Origin of the sequence: Oryzifoliimicrobium ureilyticum (assembly GCF_037199735.1) — a bacterium.
Lineage (GTDB): Bacteria > Pseudomonadota > Alphaproteobacteria > Rhizobiales > Rhizobiaceae > Rhizobium > Rhizobium ureilyticus.
Window position 1 is genome coordinate 139,903 of record NZ_JBBBVQ010000003.1, and the last position, 16,566, is coordinate 156,468.

Annotated in this window: 15 protein-coding genes; 11 read left to right on the top strand and 4 right to left on the bottom strand. The window is 56.0% G+C overall.

Translation table 11 applies throughout. The features are described 5' to 3' along the window. The first annotated feature begins 3 nt into the window (after positions 1 to 3). From VQ830_RS06360 to VQ830_RS06385, 6 genes are all read left to right on the top strand, one after another. A complete protein-coding gene (locus VQ830_RS06360; RefSeq protein WP_337267243.1) occupies positions 4 to 213 on the top strand; it encodes a DUF1656 domain-containing protein in 210 nt (69 codons plus the stop codon). Beyond that, complete coding sequence (locus tag VQ830_RS06365; RefSeq protein ID WP_337267244.1) at positions 210 to 1,103, top strand: efflux RND transporter periplasmic adaptor subunit; 894 nt, start codon at positions 210 to 212, stop codon at positions 1,101 to 1,103. The genes VQ830_RS06360 and VQ830_RS06365 overlap by 4 nt, the downstream gene beginning before the upstream one ends. Positions 1,104 to 1,250: 147 nt before the next feature. Next, positions 1,251 to 2,261, top strand: coding sequence for an ABC transporter substrate-binding protein (locus VQ830_RS06370; RefSeq protein WP_337267245.1), 1,011 nt, complete (start codon positions 1,251 to 1,253; stop codon positions 2,259 to 2,261). Positions 2,262 to 2,360: 99 nt separating this feature from the next. Continuing rightward, on the top strand, positions 2,361 to 3,179 hold the full coding sequence (locus tag VQ830_RS06375; protein WP_337267246.1) for an ABC transporter ATP-binding protein: 819 nt from the start codon (positions 2,361 to 2,363) through the stop codon (positions 3,177 to 3,179). Positions 3,180 to 3,190: 11 nt separating this feature from the next. Continuing rightward, entirely contained in the window at positions 3,191 to 4,072 is an 882-nt protein-coding gene (locus VQ830_RS06380; RefSeq protein WP_337267247.1) for an ABC transporter permease, read from the top strand. A gap of 196 nt (positions 4,073 to 4,268) precedes the next feature. Further along, complete coding sequence (locus VQ830_RS06385) at positions 4,269 to 4,652, top strand: VOC family protein (protein ID WP_337267248.1); 384 nt, start codon at positions 4,269 to 4,271, stop codon at positions 4,650 to 4,652. Between the two features lie 92 nt (positions 4,653 to 4,744). Here VQ830_RS06385 and VQ830_RS06390 read toward each other — a convergent pair whose 3' ends face one another. The 3 genes from VQ830_RS06390 to VQ830_RS06400 form a co-directional block, all read right to left on the bottom strand. Continuing rightward, positions 4,745 to 6,118: a sensor histidine kinase gene (locus VQ830_RS06390; protein WP_337267403.1), complete on the bottom strand. Its 1,374-nt coding sequence runs from the start codon at positions 6,116 to 6,118 to the stop codon at positions 4,745 to 4,747. 58 nt (positions 6,119 to 6,176) lie between these two features. Beyond that, positions 6,177 to 6,842 (bottom strand): response regulator, encoded by a 666-nt coding sequence (locus tag VQ830_RS06395; RefSeq protein ID WP_337267249.1) that lies wholly within the window; start codon positions 6,840 to 6,842, stop codon positions 6,177 to 6,179. Between the two features lie 229 nt (positions 6,843 to 7,071). Continuing rightward, a complete protein-coding gene (locus VQ830_RS06400; protein ID WP_337267250.1) occupies positions 7,072 to 8,403 on the bottom strand; it encodes a dicarboxylate/amino acid:cation symporter in 1,332 nt (443 codons plus the stop codon). 222 nt (positions 8,404 to 8,625) lie between these two features. On the opposite strand from VQ830_RS06400, the gene VQ830_RS06405 reads away from it, so the two are divergent. From VQ830_RS06405 to VQ830_RS06425, 5 genes are all read left to right on the top strand, one after another. After that, positions 8,626 to 10,500 carry a sensor histidine kinase gene (locus VQ830_RS06405; RefSeq protein ID WP_438617369.1) on the top strand — a complete coding sequence of 625 codons (1,875 nt, stop codon included), beginning with the start codon at positions 8,626 to 8,628 and terminating at the stop codon, positions 10,498 to 10,500. Then, complete coding sequence (locus VQ830_RS06410) at positions 10,497 to 11,882, top strand: sigma-54-dependent transcriptional regulator (RefSeq protein ID WP_337267251.1); 1,386 nt, start codon at positions 10,497 to 10,499, stop codon at positions 11,880 to 11,882. Before VQ830_RS06405 ends, VQ830_RS06410 begins: the two co-directional genes overlap by 4 nt. A gap of 128 nt (positions 11,883 to 12,010) precedes the next feature. Further along, positions 12,011 to 12,469 carry a YbaK/EbsC family protein gene (locus VQ830_RS06415; protein ID WP_337267252.1) on the top strand — a complete coding sequence of 153 codons (459 nt, stop codon included), beginning with the start codon at positions 12,011 to 12,013 and terminating at the stop codon, positions 12,467 to 12,469. A gap of 99 nt (positions 12,470 to 12,568) precedes the next feature. Continuing rightward, positions 12,569 to 13,558 (top strand): TIM44-like domain-containing protein, encoded by a 990-nt coding sequence (locus VQ830_RS06420; RefSeq protein ID WP_337267253.1) that lies wholly within the window; start codon positions 12,569 to 12,571, stop codon positions 13,556 to 13,558. Positions 13,559 to 14,002: 444 nt separating this feature from the next. After that, entirely contained in the window at positions 14,003 to 15,208 is a 1,206-nt protein-coding gene (locus VQ830_RS06425) for an MFS transporter (protein ID WP_337267254.1), read from the top strand. Positions 15,209 to 15,263: 55 nt separating this feature from the next. On the opposite strand, the gene VQ830_RS06430 is transcribed toward VQ830_RS06425, so the two are convergent. Next, positions 15,264 to 16,421 carry a fumarylacetoacetate hydrolase family protein gene (locus VQ830_RS06430; protein WP_337267255.1) on the bottom strand — a complete coding sequence of 386 codons (1,158 nt, stop codon included), beginning with the start codon at positions 16,419 to 16,421 and terminating at the stop codon, positions 15,264 to 15,266. Between the last annotated feature and the right edge of the window lie 145 nt (positions 16,422 to 16,566).

Consider the following 16,566-nt stretch of genomic DNA (forward strand, 5'->3'; position numbering starts at 1 on the left):
CCCATGCCCGCCGAGTTTGATATTTACGGGGTCTATGTCCCCCGCCTGCTGGTGCTCATGGTGCTGGCTCTCATCGCCCTGTTGTTGTTGCGCCGGCTTCTTGCTTGGAGCGGCGCCTATCAACTGGTTTGGCATCGCGGCCTTTTCGACCTGGCCGTTTACATCCTTCTTCTCGGAGGCCTGACCTCCGCTTCAAAATGGTTTTTTACATGAGCTACCTGAAATCACTCATTCGCGTGCTGGTTACACTTGCCGTCGTCGTCGCGGCCTTTTTTGTCGGTCGCGGCTTGTGGGATCACTATATGCTTGAGCCGTGGACCAGAGATGCGCGACTGCGGGCAGATGTGGTCGGAATAGCGCCAGATGTCTCTGGGCTTGTCAGCGATGTTGTGGTCTCCGACAATCAGGTCGTAAAAAAGGGAGACGTTCTTTTTCGTATCGACAGCGCCCGGTTTAAAATCGCGCTGGAGCAGGCGGAAGCATCTGTTGCGAGTAGTTCGGCCGCGCTGGATCAGGCACGAAGGGAGAACGAGCGGCAGCAGCGTCTGGCTGATGCCGCCTCGGTGCAACAAAAAGAACAGGCTGCTACCACGCAGGATCAAGCCGAAGCGGCCTACAGGCAAGCACTCGCGGGTCGGGACCTGGCCAAACTCAATCTAGACCGATCGGAAGTTCGCGCAACCGTCAATGGAAGCGTTACCAATCTCAGTCTGCGGCCGGGCGATTACGTGACGGCAGGCACTGCCAAGATTGCCTTGGTTGACGAGGACTCGCTCCGGGTCGAGGGTTATTTCGAAGAAACCAAACTTCCGCGTATCGCCCTTGGCGATAAAGTCACGATCCATTTGATGGGACAGCAGTCGGCGCTTGATGGTCACGTCGAAAGTATTGCAACAGGCATAGAGGATCGAGAACGCACATCCGGCTCGCTCCTGGCAAATATCACGCCTACCTTCTCCTGGGTACGTCTTGCCCAACGCGTGCCTGTCAGAATCCATATCGATAACGCCCCGCCCAACAGCAAGCTCATTGCAGGCCTTACGGCAACCGTCACGGTCATCCCGGGCGAAAATGCAAAAACAACTGCAGACGCTGCTCAATAGCGAGTAGTATCATTTTGTTAGGTTTTCTTCAACCTTTCGGGCACTGAAAGCTAACTGAAAGCTAGAGGTGTTACCCCTCCTCTTATCAATCGCGGAGGAGACGAAGCAGCTAGCTTCAGCGCGATGACATATAAGAGGAGGATTTCCATGCGATCCATTCGCACGCTTTTCTGTGCAACCGCCGCAACGGCCTTGGTGGCTTCCGCGATGTTTGTCGCGCCTGCACAGGCAGCCGAAAAAATTTCCATCATGGTCGGCGGCTACGAAAAGCAGATCTACCTGCCGGCGAAACTGGCAGAGTCCTTAGGCTATTTCAAAGAAGAAGGCCTTGATGTCGAGCTTTTGAATGAAGCAGCGGGCGTCGACGCTGAAAACCAGCTTCTTGCCGGTGCAGTCCAAGGTGTGGTCGGCTTTTACGACCATTGCATCGACCTGCAAGCCAAAGGTAAGTTTGTTCAGTCCATCGTTCAGTTCAGCCAGGCTCCAGGCGAAGTGGAACTGGTTTCCACCAAGCACCCAGATATCAAGTCCTTTGCAGATCTAAAGGGAAAAAGCCTTGGAGTCACAGGACTGGGTTCGTCAACGAATTTCCTCACCCTCTATATGGCTTCAAAAGCAGGCCTCAAGCCTGGGGAAATTGTCACTGTGCCGGTCGGTGCGGGTGGCACCTTCATCGCAGCGATGCAGCAGGACAACATTCAAGCGGGCATGACGACGGAACCGACCATCTCGCGCATGGTGAAAACCGGAGAAGCGGCCGTTCTGGTTGACATGAGAAGCGTCGAGTCGACGCGCCAGGCGCTCGGCGGCACTTACCCAGCAGCGTCACTTTATATGGAAACCTCCTGGGTCGAAGAGCACAAGGAAGATGCGCAGAAACTCGCCAATGCCTTCGTGAAGACGCTGCGCTACATTCATGATCATTCTGGAGCAGAAATAGCCGAGAAGATGCCGCGCGATTTTTATGTCGGCGATAAGGATGGATACATTAAAGCCTTGGATGCCGGCAAAGGGATGTTCACCCCGGACGGCGTAATGCCGGAAGATGGTCCCAAGACTGTTCTTGCAGTGCTCTCCGAGTTCTCAAAGAACGTGAAGGGCAAGAAGATCGATCTGTCTAAGACTTACACGACTGAATTCGTGAAGAACGTCAAGTAGCGACGCGATCCGGGCTGTCCGGCATTCATTGCCGAAGACAGCCCACCTCCTTTGAACATTTGTCAGCGGTCGCACTCGATGCCACCGAAAGGATGTCACATGTCTCAAGTCTCGAGCCGTGAACCGGCCATAGAACTCATCAACGTCACGCGCCGTTTTGTCTCACCGACGGGAAAATCACTGACGGCACTAAAAGACTTCAACATGACCGTCGATCGCGGCGAATTCGTTGCCGTGGTCGGACCAACCGGTTGCGGCAAATCCACGACGCTGAACCTCGTTACGGGACTTGCCCGTCCCAGTGCGGGCGAAGTTCGGCTGATGGGTGGAGCTGTAAACGGGATCGACCCGCGTGTTGGCTTCGCTTTTCAGAAAGACGCTCTTTTCCCATGGAAGAACGTGATCGACAACGTGATGGCAGGTCCTCTTTTCAGGGGTCGCTCAAAAGCGGAAGCTGAAAAGCTGGCAAAAGATTGGCTTGCCCGCGTCGGCCTATCGAAGTTCCTGCATCACTATCCACACCAGCTATCCGGGGGCATGCGCAAACGTGTTTCGCTCGCGCAAACCTTTATCAACGAACCTGAAATCCTGCTGATGGACGAGCCGTTCTCGGCGCTCGACGTCCAGACGCGAACCGTTATGCACGAAGAATTGCTGAAGCTTTGGGCCGAGCGCCAAGCCTCCGTTGTGTTCGTTACCCACGATCTGGAAGAAGCGGTTGCCTTGGCCGACAAGGTCTATGTGCTGACGGCAGGACCTGCGACGGTGAAGTCTGTCTACAACATCGATCTTCCCCGGCCCCGTGTCGTGTCCGAGATCCGTTACGAACAACGCTTTATCGATTACTGCAAAACCATCTGGGACGATCTTCGGCAGGAAGTCGAAACCAGCTATCGCCGCGCAAGCCAGGCCGCTTGAGGGAGAAGATCATGGCACATACGACAATGGAAACAGTACCGGCCGTCGTCTTTCGCGCTGGAACCTCCGATGCTGAGATCGAGGCCGCCGCACAGAAAACGATCAGGCGTCGCAAGCAGATGGTGCTGTTCTGGCAGATCGCCATCCTCGTTTGCTCGCTGGCACTTTGGGAAATTGCCTCGGACCTCAACTGGATCGACCCGTTCTTCTATGCAAGCCCAAGCGCCGTGGCGGAGCGTCTTTACGACTGGGCCATTAACGGCACGACAGAAGGCTCTCTTTGGTACAATCTCGGCGTGACGATGGAAGAGGCATTGATCGGCTTTTTCACGGGCTCGATTGCAGGCGTGATCGTAGGTATCGGCCTTGGCCGCAACCAGATGCTTTCCGACATCTTTTCCGTCTACATCAAGGCGATCAATTCCATTCCACGCGTGGTTTTGGCGCCAATCTTCATCATGATTATGGGACTGGGCCTTGCTTCCAAGGTCGCCCTTGCTTTCATCATGGTATTTTTCGTGGTTTTTGCCAATGCCTTTCAGGGTGTAAGAGAAGCAGACAGGGACATGATTGCCAATGCCCGCATCCTCGGTGCATCCAATTGGCAGGTCACACGCACGGTGGTTATTCCCTCGGCGATGAGCTGGATTTTCGCCAGCTTGCATGTGTCCTTCGGCTTTGCCATCATCGGCGCCATTGTCGGCGAATTCGTCGGTGCTCGCTTCGGTATCGGACAGCTGATCTCAATTGCGAAGGGCACATTTGATGCTGCAGGTATGTTTGCTGCCATCGTTCTCGTAATGCTCGTCACACTCGCCGCTGAAGCCGTCATGACGGCGATCGAAAATCGCCTTGCGAAATGGCGTCCTCAGCAGCATTTGGACACGCACTAGACGTAGCGACGCCGGGCTCTCTTGCGTAGCCCGTGAAGACCCCCTTGCTGACATATCGGCCGGAAGCGCAACCTTCCGGCCGATATTTCGTTGTGCTCACCATCAGAACGGGCTGCTGGTCCACCGTGAGGACCTATGCCGACGAGAGTTTATTAAGGCGAGCAGCCTTGGCATCGCTGCCGAAGGAGATCTTATGATGAACGCCTATATGACCGTGGGAGCAAACGATCACGCAACGTCCTGCGCATTCTACGACACGGTTTTGCCGACGATCGGGTGGTCCAGCCATGAGAGTTTCGACGGTTGGAAGAGCTATTCCGTCGGCGGACGTGGCGAGGGCTTAGTTTTCTGGGTCTGCAGGCCCTTCAACGGGGAGCCCGCAACAAGCGGCAACGGTACAATGGTCGGCTTCATGGCCAAGTCTTGCGAGGAAGTAGACAGATTTTACGCAGCCGCGATGAAGGCTGGCGGTCAGGATGAGGGCGCGCCGGGGCCTCGTCCGCAGTATGGTGAAAAGTGGTATGCCGCTTATCTTCGGGATCCTAGCGGCAACAAGCTTGCGGTCGTATTCAACGGCTAACATGCCGCCTCACCCGGAGGAAACTGATCCAATCCGCAGTCTTGGGGCTGCCGTTTCACGATGGGAGCCACCGCTCGGTGACCTTAAGACGATTATCCCTTACCGCTGGCGACAGGAATGGTAATCGTCACGAAAAGCCCGCCGGACGGCGATCGGTCGAGCATGACTTTTCCGTCGGCGGCATCCACCACCTCCCGGACGATCGCCAGTCCTAAGCCGCTACCCTCTCCCTGCGTTCCCATGATCCGGTAAAAACGCTCGAAAACTTGCTGTCGCTCATGGTCAGGTATACCAGGCCCATTGTCTTCAACGGTCAAGATTGCGGAAGAACCAATCTGCCTGACGCAGACCGTCACCGCACCTCCGGCAGGCGTATACGTCAACGCGTTATCAACGAGATTGACGACCATTTCGCCTAGCATGGTTCCATCGCCCGTGACGTAAACCGGCCGCTCCGCCTCCAGGCCAAGGTCGATGTCGCGGCGTAAAGCGGTTTCCGCAAGGTTTTCAAGCACGCGGCGCGCCGTGGCCGATAGATCGACGGCTTCGCTCCGCGGCCGCCTGCTTCCAGGCTCGGCGCGCGACAGGGTAAGAAGCTGCCCGGCAAGGCGTGTGACCTGCCGCGTGCTTTTCTGTAGCGCGGCAAGCGCCTCATTGCGTGCCTCGGGCCGCGCCTCGCGGGCAGCAACGCTCGCCTGCGTGGCGATCAGTGCCAAGGGAGTGCGCAATTGGTGGGCTGCATTGGCGACAAACCGGCGTTGCGCAGCCATCTGGTTTTGGACGCGCTCCATGTAATCGTTGAGCGCAAGCACCAAAGGTCGCAATTCAAGCTGAACCATAGCCGGCGATAGCGGCGCAAGGTTCTCGCGGCCACGGGCACGAACTTCGTCCCGAAGCCTAAGGACAGGCCCCAGACCCCAGCGAAGCGCCAGAACCAGAGCAGCGCCGGCAACGACCACGAGAATAAGCTGATTGGTGAAGTCGGAGAACCATAAATTGCGCCTGATAGCTGTATGGCTATTTAAAGTGACGGCGACGACGACGGATATCACGCCGTCTGCCTCCAGCCCGACGACGGGGTGGCTGAGGACGACGGCACGCATCGGACGGCCGCGGAAGAAGATTTCTTCCCCGCTTCGCGTAACCTCAGGAATAGGCAGGTCCGGATAACCGGCAATCAGGTTCCCCCACGGCGTCATCACACGGTAAAAAACCTGATCTCCATATCCCGTATCGAACATCTCAAGAGCGGCAGGCGGAATATCGCCGTTTAACGTTCCCGCTTCATCCATCCTGACGGCTTCAGCGATAACACGCGCCGATGCCGTCAGCATCTGATCGCTCACCAGATCGGCAGCAGCGCTGGCGGACCTGAAGCTCACGTAGAGGTTGAGGCAAAGTGTGATCAGCAGTGTCAGAAGAACAAAACCGAGAAGCTGCACCCTGAGACTGTGCCGAAAAACCATAAACTTACGAAAGACCCCTAAGGTCCCATTTTTTGGTTCTTTTTCGGCATTGGCCTGATCAGACATGACGTAGCAGATACCCAAGTCCGCGAAGCGTTGCGATCTGCACATTGCTTCCCTCGAGCTTTTTGCGAACGCGGTGGACATAGACTTCTATCGCACTCGCATCTGCAGCATCGTCAAAGCCGAAGACGCTTCCCGTCAGGCTTTCTTTCGGAACCGTATTGCCAGCCTTCATGATGAGATGTTCAAGCACCGCATGTTCTCGCGGGGTCAGTTGCAAGGGCGCTCCCGACAGGATGAACTGGCGTGTTGCGCCATCAAGGGAAAGATCGCCCACGGCGATTTGCGGCGCGGCAAGATCATGGCCTCGCCGGATAACGGCGCGAAGGCGCGCCTCCAACTCGGCAATTTCGAATGGTTTTGCAAGATAGTCGTCCGCTCCGCTATCGAGACCTGCAACACGGCCTTCCAGGCTGGCGTTTGCCGTCAGGATGATGACGGGCGTCCGATCTCCTGCACGACGGAGTTGCTTCAGAAGTGTCAGGCCATCCATCTTGGGCAAAGACAGATCGAGGATCAAGGCGGCATAGGGCGCGACCTTCAGCATCAATTCTGCTTCATCACCGTCAGCGGCTATATCAACGGTGTATTGCGCCTGCCGCAGCGCCTTGGCGAGCCATGCCGCCAATTCGTAATTGTCCTCAACGACCAGTAAACGCATCCCCACTCCACCGCGCTGGCAGATTCTCCTCAAACACTGCTTCAACGGATCGGGCAAAACAAGTCAACGAAAAAGCAAAGGCCGAACACCGCACTGTTCTTAATGTATCCGCCGCCTCGATGACGGATGCGGTTTTGTCCAGTACGTAACCGAGCCCGTCTCAAACAGAAAAGCTGCGGAACGCGTGTGGCGTCCAGCAGCTTTTTGGCCTTTGATCCCGGAATAAGGTTTATTCCGCTGGGACGGCGTTTGGACCGACAAGTTGCGGATTGGTTGGGCGGCCAGCCAAAGCGTCCGCAAACATCTGCTTATCCAGTTCGTTTTCCCACCGTGCAACGACCACGGTTGCAACAGCATTGCCGACGAGGTTCGTGAGCGCACGGCATTCGGACATGAAGCGATCAATACCAAGGATAAGCGCCATACCAGCAACCGGAACAGCCGGGACGACCGACAGCGTTGCGGCCAGAGTGATAAAGCCAGCACCGGTGATGCCGGCTGCGCCCTTCGAGCTCAACATTGCGACCAGCAGCAAGAGAACTTGATGCTCGAGGTCCAGTGGCGTTCCCGTTGCCTGCGCGATAAACAGAGCCGCAAGCGTCATATAGATGTTCGTACCGTCAAGGTTGAAGGAATATCCCGTCGGGATTACCAGACCGACGACAGAACGTTTGCAGCCAGCACGCTCCATCTTCGCCATCAGCCCGGGCAGCGCCGCTTCTGATGAAGATGTGCCCAAAACCAGAAGAAGTTCTTCTTTGATGTACCGGATCAGCGAGATAATCGAGAAGCCGTTATAACGGGCAACCGCGCCGAGCACGACAAGAACGAAGAGCAGCGACGTGAGATAGAACGTACCGATCAAGAAGGCGAGGTTTTGAATGGAGCCGACGCCGTACTTGCCGATCGTAAACGCCATGGCGCCAAATGCACCGATCGGCGCTGCTTTCATCAAGATTGCAACAAGCTTGAAGACCGGTGCCGTCAGCGCCTGAAGAAACTCTACGACAGGCTTGGCGCGCTCCCCGACCATCGCAAGTGCGATACCGAACAAGACCGAGAAGAACAGAACCTGCAGGATATCGCCCTGAGCAAAAGCTCCAACGATCGTGTCAGGGATGATGTTCATCAAGAAGCCGGTGATCGTCGCATCATGCGCCTTTTGGGTATAGGTCGCGACTGCCTTTGCGTCGAGTGTGGCTGGATCAATGTTCATTCCAGCGCCCGGCTGCACCACATTGGCAACAATGAGACCGACGATGAGCGCCAGCGTTGAAAAGACGAGGAAGTAAATCATCGCCTTACCGGCAACGCGGCCGACTTTTTGAAGGTCGGACATGCCGGCAATACCTGTCGCCACCGTCAGGAAAATTACCGGGGCAATGATCATCTTGACCAGCTTGATAAAGGCATCGCCAAGCGGCTTCAGCGCCGCACCGGTTTCCGGATAGAAATGACCGATCAGAATGCCTGCAGCGATTGCCACGAGAACCTGAAAATAAAGGTGACGATAAAAAGGTAGTTTGACGCTTGGCTGCGCCGGCGCATGTGCAAGTTCCATTTAATCCTCCAAAAGCGCCGCCGCAGCTTCCCCCCGGGGGCGCGTTTTCTTGCCTGTCATTCACTCTGCAATGAAGCAGTTCACCTGCTGTCTCAGCATTTGCAAAACGCGTGCCAGATGAGAATGTTCTTGTTAACCACCTGATATAACTCGATAAGACAAGATGTATGTCTTCACACTTTGAGCGGTTTTTCGCACAACTCTTGCATGATGTGCGGATACATGCACATTAGATGGATGCTCATCGCAAGCCACAAATCGTCAACCAATCGGGCCTTACCCTTTCATGGATGGTTGCCGTGGCTGGTCTTCGCGGTGGCGGCTAGCTTTGTTTTGGCTGTGCTGATGATTGCATCGGGTTACTACGCTCGACAGTCGGCCTTCGACAGTCTCATTGACCAAGGCCATACCGACGCAAGTCTAAAGACCGCTCTTCTGCAGGCCGTTCTGGAAAGACCTCGCGCATTGCCGCTGTTGCTTGCCGAGGACCAGCAGTTGATTGCTGCGCTGACGAGCCCCGGCAATCAGCCCCTGCTTCAAGCCCTTGATGGCAAGTTAGAGCGGCTTGTCACGAACAGCAGCGCTTCGGTGCTCTACCTAACCGGACCTGATGGCGTCGCGGTTGCCTCCAGCAACTGGCGTGAGCCGCTGAGCTTTGTTGGAAACGACTACTCGTTTCGAGACTATTTCCGACAGGCTGTTCTTGCTGGAACGGCGGAGCATTTCGCCCTCGGAAATGTCAGCAAACGACCAGGACTTTACATTTCGAGGCGCGTGGAAGGCGATGGCCGCTTTATCGGCGTCGTCGTTGTAAAAATGGAGTTTGATCGCCTGGAGCGAGACTGGAGTGAAAGCGGCAGGCCGACCTTCGTCACGGATCAAGACGGTGTCGTGCTGATCACCAGCGTGCCATCCTGGCGTTTTTCGACAGTGGATAAAATTGCACCCGAGCGGATCGCATCGATCAAGCAGTCGCTGCAATACGGCGATGCTCCCCTGACGCGACTGCCGATCAGAACCTTGGAGGCCATCGCGACGGACGCCTCTATCGTCCGCGCCGTTTTTCCAGGCCAAAGCGGCGCTGAATATTTAAAACTTTCCGTGCCGATTGCGACAACGCCTTGGAGGCTACAATATCTGCTCCCAACCGAAGCGACTGTGACATCCGCCACGCGAGAAGCAAGGCTTCTTGCTTTCGCATTTTTCACCCCGTTTGCAGGTTTGGCAGGATTTCTTCTGCGCAGGCGGCAGGTTCTTGCAATGCGGATCGCTGATGAGAAGATCGTGCGTGAAGAACTTGAACGGCGGGTTGCTGCCCGAACGGAAGATCTAAGCCAGGCGCGTGACCGCCTCCAAGCCGAAATTGCCGATCATCGCGCCACGGAGACAAGGCTGCAAGTGGTGCAGCAGGAGCTGGTGCAAGCCAACCGGCTTGCAATTCTCGGTCAGGTCGCAGCCGGTGTCGCCCACGAAATCAACCAGCCTGTGGCCACCATTCGTGCCTATGCTGATAATGCTCGAACCTTCCTGTCCCGCAAGCAACAAAAGGCGGCCGACGAGAATCTTGGTGAGATCGCGGCACTGACCGAACGCATTGGTACGATTACGGAAGAGCTTAAAGCATTTGGGCGCAAAGGCCGGACGCCGGCAGGCGCGGTCGACCTGCGCAGCGCGATCGAGGGCGCCGTCATTCTACTGAGAAGCCGCTTTGCAGGGCATATCGAAGCGCTGAAAATCAGTCTTCCCCCGCCCGGCTTCATGGTGAAAGGAACGCGTGTCCGCATTGAGCAGGTCCTGATAAACCTCTTCCAGAATGCTCTCGAAGCGCTCGAAGGCAGGCCGGATGCTCGTGTCGAGGTAACCGTTGAAGACCGTGGCGATCTGGCGATTATCCGCGTCAGTGACAATGGGCCAGGCATAGACTCCGATATCCGAGACTCGCTGTTCTCCCCTTTCAACACGTCAAAAGAAAAGGGTCTGGGGCTTGGCCTGGTCATCTCCAAAGATATCGTCAGCGATTACGGCGGACGCATAGAACTAGAAGAGAGCGAATGCGGCGCGACCTTTGCCGTCTACCTCTGCAGGATTGAATCATGAGCGAATTAACCGATGTCATGCTTGTCGACGATGATCCGGATCTTCTGAAGGCGACGGCGCAAACCCTGGAACTTGCGGGCTTTGCGGTGAGCCGGTTTTCTCGGGCTGCCGCGATGCTCGCAAAAATGCACATCGATTATCCAGGTGTCATTGTATCCGATATTCTCATGCCTGAAATCGATGGGCTGGAGTTACTTGACCTAGTCCGTAGCCGAGATCAGGACATTCCGGTGATCTTGATGACAGGGCATGGCGATATCCCGATGGCTGTGAGAGCCATACAAAATGGCGCGTATGACTTTATCACCAAACCGTTTTCTCCGGAGCGGCTGGCGCAGACAGTCAAGCGCGCGCTGGAGACTCGCCGTTTGCAGCTGGAAAATAAGGCGTTGCGTGAAGCCGTCGATTTTGCGGAAGAGGACCTACCGCTGATTGGCCAGACACCGGCCATGGAAAGGCTTCGCCGGATCATTCGCCAGATTGCAGATACGGATGTCGACGTTTTGATCACCGGCGAGACTGGAAGCGGGAAGGAGGTCGTGGCCAACCTTTTGCACCGCTGGAGCCGACGTGCCAAAGGCCATTTCGTCGCCTTGAACTGTGGGGCCCTGCCCGAAACCGTCATCGAAAGCGAGCTTTTCGGCCACGAGACGGGCGCTTTTACCGGTGCGCAGAAAAAGCGGGTGGGACGAATCGAATACTCTTCGGGCGGCACGCTTTTTCTCGACGAGATTGAAAGCATGAAGCTTTCGACCCAGGTCCATATGCTTCGCGTGCTCGAAGGCCGCGTCGTCTCACCGTTGGGAAGCAACGAGGTCAAACCCGTCGACCTGCGTGTAGTAGCTGCCGCGAAGAAGGATTTGAATGAGGCGGCACGCGAAGGGAGCTTTCGCGAAGATCTTTACTATCGACTGAACGTGGTCACCATTTCCATTCCGCCTCTGCGAGACCGACGCGCCGACGTTGCCCTGCTCTTCAACTACTTCATCCAAAGGGCGTCAAAACGTTTCGGGCGGGAAACGCCGTCAATCCCCCCGCAAGTGCAGCGACATCTTGAAACCCATCACTGGCCCGGCAACGTTCGTGAACTTGCTCACTATGCCGAACGCTTCGTGCTCGGCTTAGCAGAGGATGTAGGCACCGCGTCGCCTACGGCGACACCTCCTAGCCGAAGCCTGCCAGAACGCCTCGACGAATACGAGGCGCAGATCATCCGCGATGCCTTGAAGGCAAGCGACGGCGATGTTCGGACGACCCTGGAAAAGCTCGGCATTCCGCGCAAAACGTTTTACGACAAACTCCAAAGACACGGCATAGAGCGCGCCGCCTACGCAACGACGTCCCGAAAATCGGACGTGGATTTCGGCAAGCCAGATGCCTGATGCCAGTCGAGATGCAAACAATGCGCCCTCTAGAGATGCAGAGCGCACCATAGTCATACGGTCGCAACAGCGGCCGGATGGTTAATGATGAGCTGGCCACAATACCCCTTCCTGCCCGCGAGGTTCCCATGAGTATCGAAACTGTACGATCCTTTTTTGCGCAGCATGCACCTGACATCAACGTCATCGAGACTGAACAAAGCTCAGCCACTGTTGCGCTTGCGGCGGAAGCACATGGGGTTGAGCCGGCCCAGATTGCCAAAACCATCTGCTTGAAGGTGGGCGAGCGCACTGTTCTTGTCGTGACGTGCGGCACGGCAAAGCTCGATAACCGCAAATGCAAGGATGTCTTTGGCGCTAAGCCGCGTATGCTCGGCGTTGATCAGGTGGAGGCTGCAACGAGCCACCCTGTTGGCGGGGTATGTCCCTTCGGATTACCCACGCCTTTGCCGATCTATTGCGATCTTTCCTTGCAAGCATTTGCGGAAGTCTTGCCCGCGGCAGGCTCACCGAATTCGGCAGTTCGCATCTCTCCCGAACGTCTTGCTGTGCTCACAGAAGCAACTTGGGTCGATGTCTGCCAATAATGCCTCAAGATTTTGTGTCGCGGCACGCCTTCAAAACAGAAGATTCAATTCTTATATCTTGCGTGACACCGTGCGCGTAGCGCACTCAAGGAGATAAAGATGAACCGTGCAGCATCCCGTTTTTCGAAGATCGCGCTTGCCGCTGTCATCGCGGGAGCGTCCGTTTTGGCGTCCGTAGCGGATGCTGACGCACGCCGTGCGGGCGGCATGGGATTTGGAAGCCGTGGAACACGGACGTTCGAAGCCCCGACCGTCACGCGCACTGCGCCGGCGCCGGCAGCTCCCATTGACCGGTCGATGACACCGCGTCCGGCTCCGACGGCTAATCAACCTGCTTTCGGCACTCAGCGGCCTGGCCTGTTTGGCGGCTTCGGACGGTCGATGATTGGTGGATTGGTCGCTGGCGGCTTGATCGGACTGATGCTTGGACACGGCTTCGGCGGCGGAATGGGCTTCCTTGGGTTCTTGCTGCAGCTTGGCCTCATTGCGGTCCTGATTTCGTTCCTTATGCGGATGTTCGCCCAGCGACGGCAGGCGACTCCGGGGCCAGCCCCATCAAGTTCAATGATGCAATCACCATATTCACGCGACAATGGGTCCTCCGGAATCCCGAGTATCGGCGGTGGCCTTGGTTCTCAACAAAGCCGCTTTCGCAAAGCCGGTGGCGATGAACTCGGCTTGACACAACGCGATCTCGATAGTTTCGAGCGTACGCTTTCTGCTCTTCAGACTGCATATGCGTCCGAGGACTATGGGGCTCTACGATTGATCACAACGCCAGAAGCGATGTCTTATCTTGCCGAAGAACTTGGTGAAAACGCAACGAACGGCGTGCGTAACAAGGTTTCGGACGTCAAACTTTTGCAAGGCGACATTTCCGAAGCCTGGCGTGAGGGTGCAAAAGAATATGCGACTATTGCTATGCGGTACTCGGCGATCGATGCGCTCGTTGACCGCAACACCGGCCGACTTGTTAGTGGTGATGACCGCACACCTCAGGAAAGCGTCGAAGTCTGGACATTTGTTCGAGAAAACGGTGGCATGTGGAAAGTGTCTGCAATTCAAGGCACAGAACAACGCGCTGCCTGATTTTTGATAAAGTAAGCAACACCCTCCGTTGGTCTGGACACACGGAGGGTGTTTTCTTTTTTAAGGCAGCGCGCACCAACGGGTCATCACCGTCAATCGAACTTGGTTGAATCGAAGGAATAGCCGGAAGCGGCTCCGCCCAGATCAATATCGCTGGAATCTGACCTCTGAAGTCGAATGATAAATCAGCAACAACTGATAAATTAAGCACCAAACCAGATCGAAGCGTACCGCCCAGGCTCAAACAGCACTACCTCAGCCCGGTCTACTGGATTAGTGATAGCTCACCAACTGCGTGCGTCCTTTGTCGCTACGGCCGCTGCATTCTGCTTTTGATGGGCTCCGCTCGCTCCTATCCGACGGATTTGCTTTGAGAAACGGAAGGTGCCCCTTCAGCAGGTCGCGAAAGCGCCGCAGTGGTGAATAATGCCTTGAGGAAGAACCATGGCCATCACTGCTGAGAACACGCCGCGCTTTGAAAAGGCGACCATGTCTATTCTGGTCGCTGTCAGCTTTTGCCACATGCTGAACGACATCATGCAATCGCTGCTGTCGTCGCTTTATCCGCTCTTCAAGGCGAATTATAATCTCGACTTTGTCCAGATCGGCCTGCTGACCATGACTTTTCAGGTCACAGCTTCTTTGCTACAGCCGGTCGTCGGTTTAGCCACCGATCGCTGGCCAATGCCCTTCTCACTGCCGATCGGCATGGCGAGCACCTTTTGCGGTCTCATCCTGCTCGGTAACGCCACCAACTTTCCGCTTCTGCTTCTTGCGGCAAGCCTCATTGGTATCGGGTCCTCGATCTTTCACCCAGAGTCCTCGCGCGTGGCTCGCGTCGCCTCGGGCGGCAGACATGGCTTTGCACAGTCCTTTTTTCAGGTGGGTGGCAACGCAGGACAGGCCATAGGTCCATTGATCGCCGCCTTTATCGTTCTGCCGCTCGGCCAGCACAGCGTGGCGTGGCTTTCCGCCATCGCAATGCTGGGGATACTAGTTCTGGGTTGGGTGGGGAACTGGTATAGCGGTCACCATCGCAGAAGCGGCAATCGCGCAGCTCCCTCGAAAACGCTGCCTCTTGCTCGTCAAAAGGTGATGATCGCCTTTCTCATTCTTGTGCTTCTGACAGCAACGAAGAATGTCTATATGGCTAGTATTTCCAGCTATTTTACCTTTTACGCGATCCACAAGTTCGGCGTCAGCGTGCAAGGTGCCCAGATCATGCTGTTCCTGTTCTTGGGCAGTGTTGCCGTCGGCACTTTCCTCGGGGGACCAATCGGCGACAAAATGGGCGCACGTTTCGTGATTTGGTTCTCCATTCTCGGCGTCATCCCGTTCGCTTTGCTCCTGCCCTACGCAAACTTCTTTTGGACATGCATATTGAGCGTGGTGATCGGCCTGATTTTCGCATCGGCTTTTTCGGCGATCGTCGTCTTCGCTCAGGAACTGGTGCCCGGACGCGTCGGTATGATTGCCGGGATATTCTTTGGCTTTGCTTTCGGCGCTGGTGGTCTCGGCGCGGCTGTTCTCGGCACGTTTGCTGACAGCTACGGTATCGAATTCGTCTACCGGATCTGCTCTTATCTGCCTCTTCTTGGCCTGTTGACCGTGCTCCTGCCGTCTATCCCGCGGGCAAATGCACTCAAGTAACCGCCAATAGAATGTTGTCGTATCGCAAGAACGCGATACGACAACCAATCATGTTTTAAAGAAGGTTTCGGCGCGCCAGATTTGTCATCAGCGCCGACAGCCCGAACGTCCATGGCGGGCATTCGGTGGAAAGACCGACGGTGTTGCGCAGGGTCCCCAATCCTGGCGAGGCGATTTCCACCACGTCGCCTTGTTTATGGGTAAAACCTTGCCCCGGATTTTCACGATCTTGGGTTGGAGCAAACAGGGTGCCGAGGAAGAGCATGAAACCATCAGGATATTGATGGTGTTTGCCACAGGTCTGCGCCACGAGATCAAGCGGATCCCGACTGATGGCAGACATAGAGCTTCGTCCTTTAAGGACGAACCCTTCCGGTCCCGTGACCGTAAGATCCAGTTCCGCGCGACGAACGTCTTCGATCGTATAACTCTCATCGAAAAGCCGTATGAACGGACCGATGGCAGCGGACGCATTATTGTCTTTTGCCTTGCCGAGTAGAAGAGCGGATCTACCTTCCACATCCCGCAGATTCACGTCGTTGCCGAGGCTCGCTCCCTTTACGTTTCCTCGGCTATCAACCGCGAGCACAATCTCGGGCTCGGGATTGTTCCAGGTCGATACCGGATGCAAGCCTACGCCCGCCCCCCAGCCGACGGCTGACAAGACGGGGGCCTTGGTAAACACCTCGGCATCCGGACCGATGCCAACCTCAAGATACTGCGACCACATTCCCTCCTGAATGAGCGCTTCCTTAACTTTCTGAGCCTGTGGAGAACCGGCTTTGAGAGCCGCCAAGCTGCCGCCGATCAGGTCGCTGACACGCTCGCGAATGCCCGCCGCGCGCTGCGGATCGCCTGCGGCCTTCTCTTCGATTACACGCTCGATCATCGACTGCGCGAAGGTGACGCCACATGCTTTAATGACTTGAAGATCGCAGGGCGCAAGCAAACCGAACCTCTGATTTTCCGCGCTTAAGCTCGCCTCGGCGATCTCATCGAGGGAAGCAAGCGGGCGCCCATCTGCATGACGAACGTAGCTGGCTGGATCATCCTTTTCCAGAAGCTGGCTGACGGTTGCAGCTGCGCTCGCCGTAACATCGAAGACCGTTCCGTCGCGAACGGTAACCACGCAAGGACCGTTCAGCTCGCGATCCCAGACGCGACCGACCAGAACGCCTCTCCTCGCAGCCTCATCAATAACCAGATGTGACATTTTTCCTCCTTCACTTTTGCCACCATAGAAGGCAGCATGAAGTGGCTGACCATGTTTTGGACTCGCTCGCAAGGTCGCTCGCGTATTTCAGATGAACTTATTCATTCTCGTAACGACTCCGTAATGCAATTCTGGAAGATTTCCG

Coding starts and splice junctions, on each gene's coding strand:
- VQ830_RS06360 (WP_337267243.1), top strand. CDS start 4: ATGCCCGCCGAGTTTGATATTTACGGGGTCTATGTCCCCCGCCTGCTG.
- VQ830_RS06365 (WP_337267244.1), top strand. CDS start 210: ATGAGCTACCTGAAATCACTCATTCGCGTGCTGGTTACACTTGCCGTC.
- VQ830_RS06370 (WP_337267245.1), top strand. CDS start 1,251: ATGCGATCCATTCGCACGCTTTTCTGTGCAACCGCCGCAACGGCCTTG.
- VQ830_RS06375 (WP_337267246.1), top strand. CDS start 2,361: ATGTCTCAAGTCTCGAGCCGTGAACCGGCCATAGAACTCATCAACGTC.
- VQ830_RS06380 (WP_337267247.1), top strand. CDS start 3,191: ATGGCACATACGACAATGGAAACAGTACCGGCCGTCGTCTTTCGCGCT.
- VQ830_RS06385 (WP_337267248.1), top strand. CDS start 4,269: ATGAACGCCTATATGACCGTGGGAGCAAACGATCACGCAACGTCCTGC.
- VQ830_RS06390 (WP_337267403.1), bottom strand. CDS start 6,118: ATGGTTTTTCGGCACAGTCTCAGGGTGCAGCTTCTCGGTTTTGTTCTT.
- VQ830_RS06395 (WP_337267249.1), bottom strand. CDS start 6,842: ATGCGTTTACTGGTCGTTGAGGACAATTACGAATTGGCGGCATGGCTC.
- VQ830_RS06400 (WP_337267250.1), bottom strand. CDS start 8,403: ATGGAACTTGCACATGCGCCGGCGCAGCCAAGCGTCAAACTACCTTTT.
- VQ830_RS06405 (WP_438617369.1), top strand. CDS start 8,626: ATGCACATTAGATGGATGCTCATCGCAAGCCACAAATCGTCAACCAAT.
- VQ830_RS06410 (WP_337267251.1), top strand. CDS start 10,497: ATGAGCGAATTAACCGATGTCATGCTTGTCGACGATGATCCGGATCTT.
- VQ830_RS06415 (WP_337267252.1), top strand. CDS start 12,011: ATGAGTATCGAAACTGTACGATCCTTTTTTGCGCAGCATGCACCTGAC.
- VQ830_RS06420 (WP_337267253.1), top strand. CDS start 12,569: ATGAACCGTGCAGCATCCCGTTTTTCGAAGATCGCGCTTGCCGCTGTC.
- VQ830_RS06425 (WP_337267254.1), top strand. CDS start 14,003: ATGGCCATCACTGCTGAGAACACGCCGCGCTTTGAAAAGGCGACCATG.
- VQ830_RS06430 (WP_337267255.1), bottom strand. CDS start 16,421: ATGTCACATCTGGTTATTGATGAGGCTGCGAGGAGAGGCGTTCTGGTC.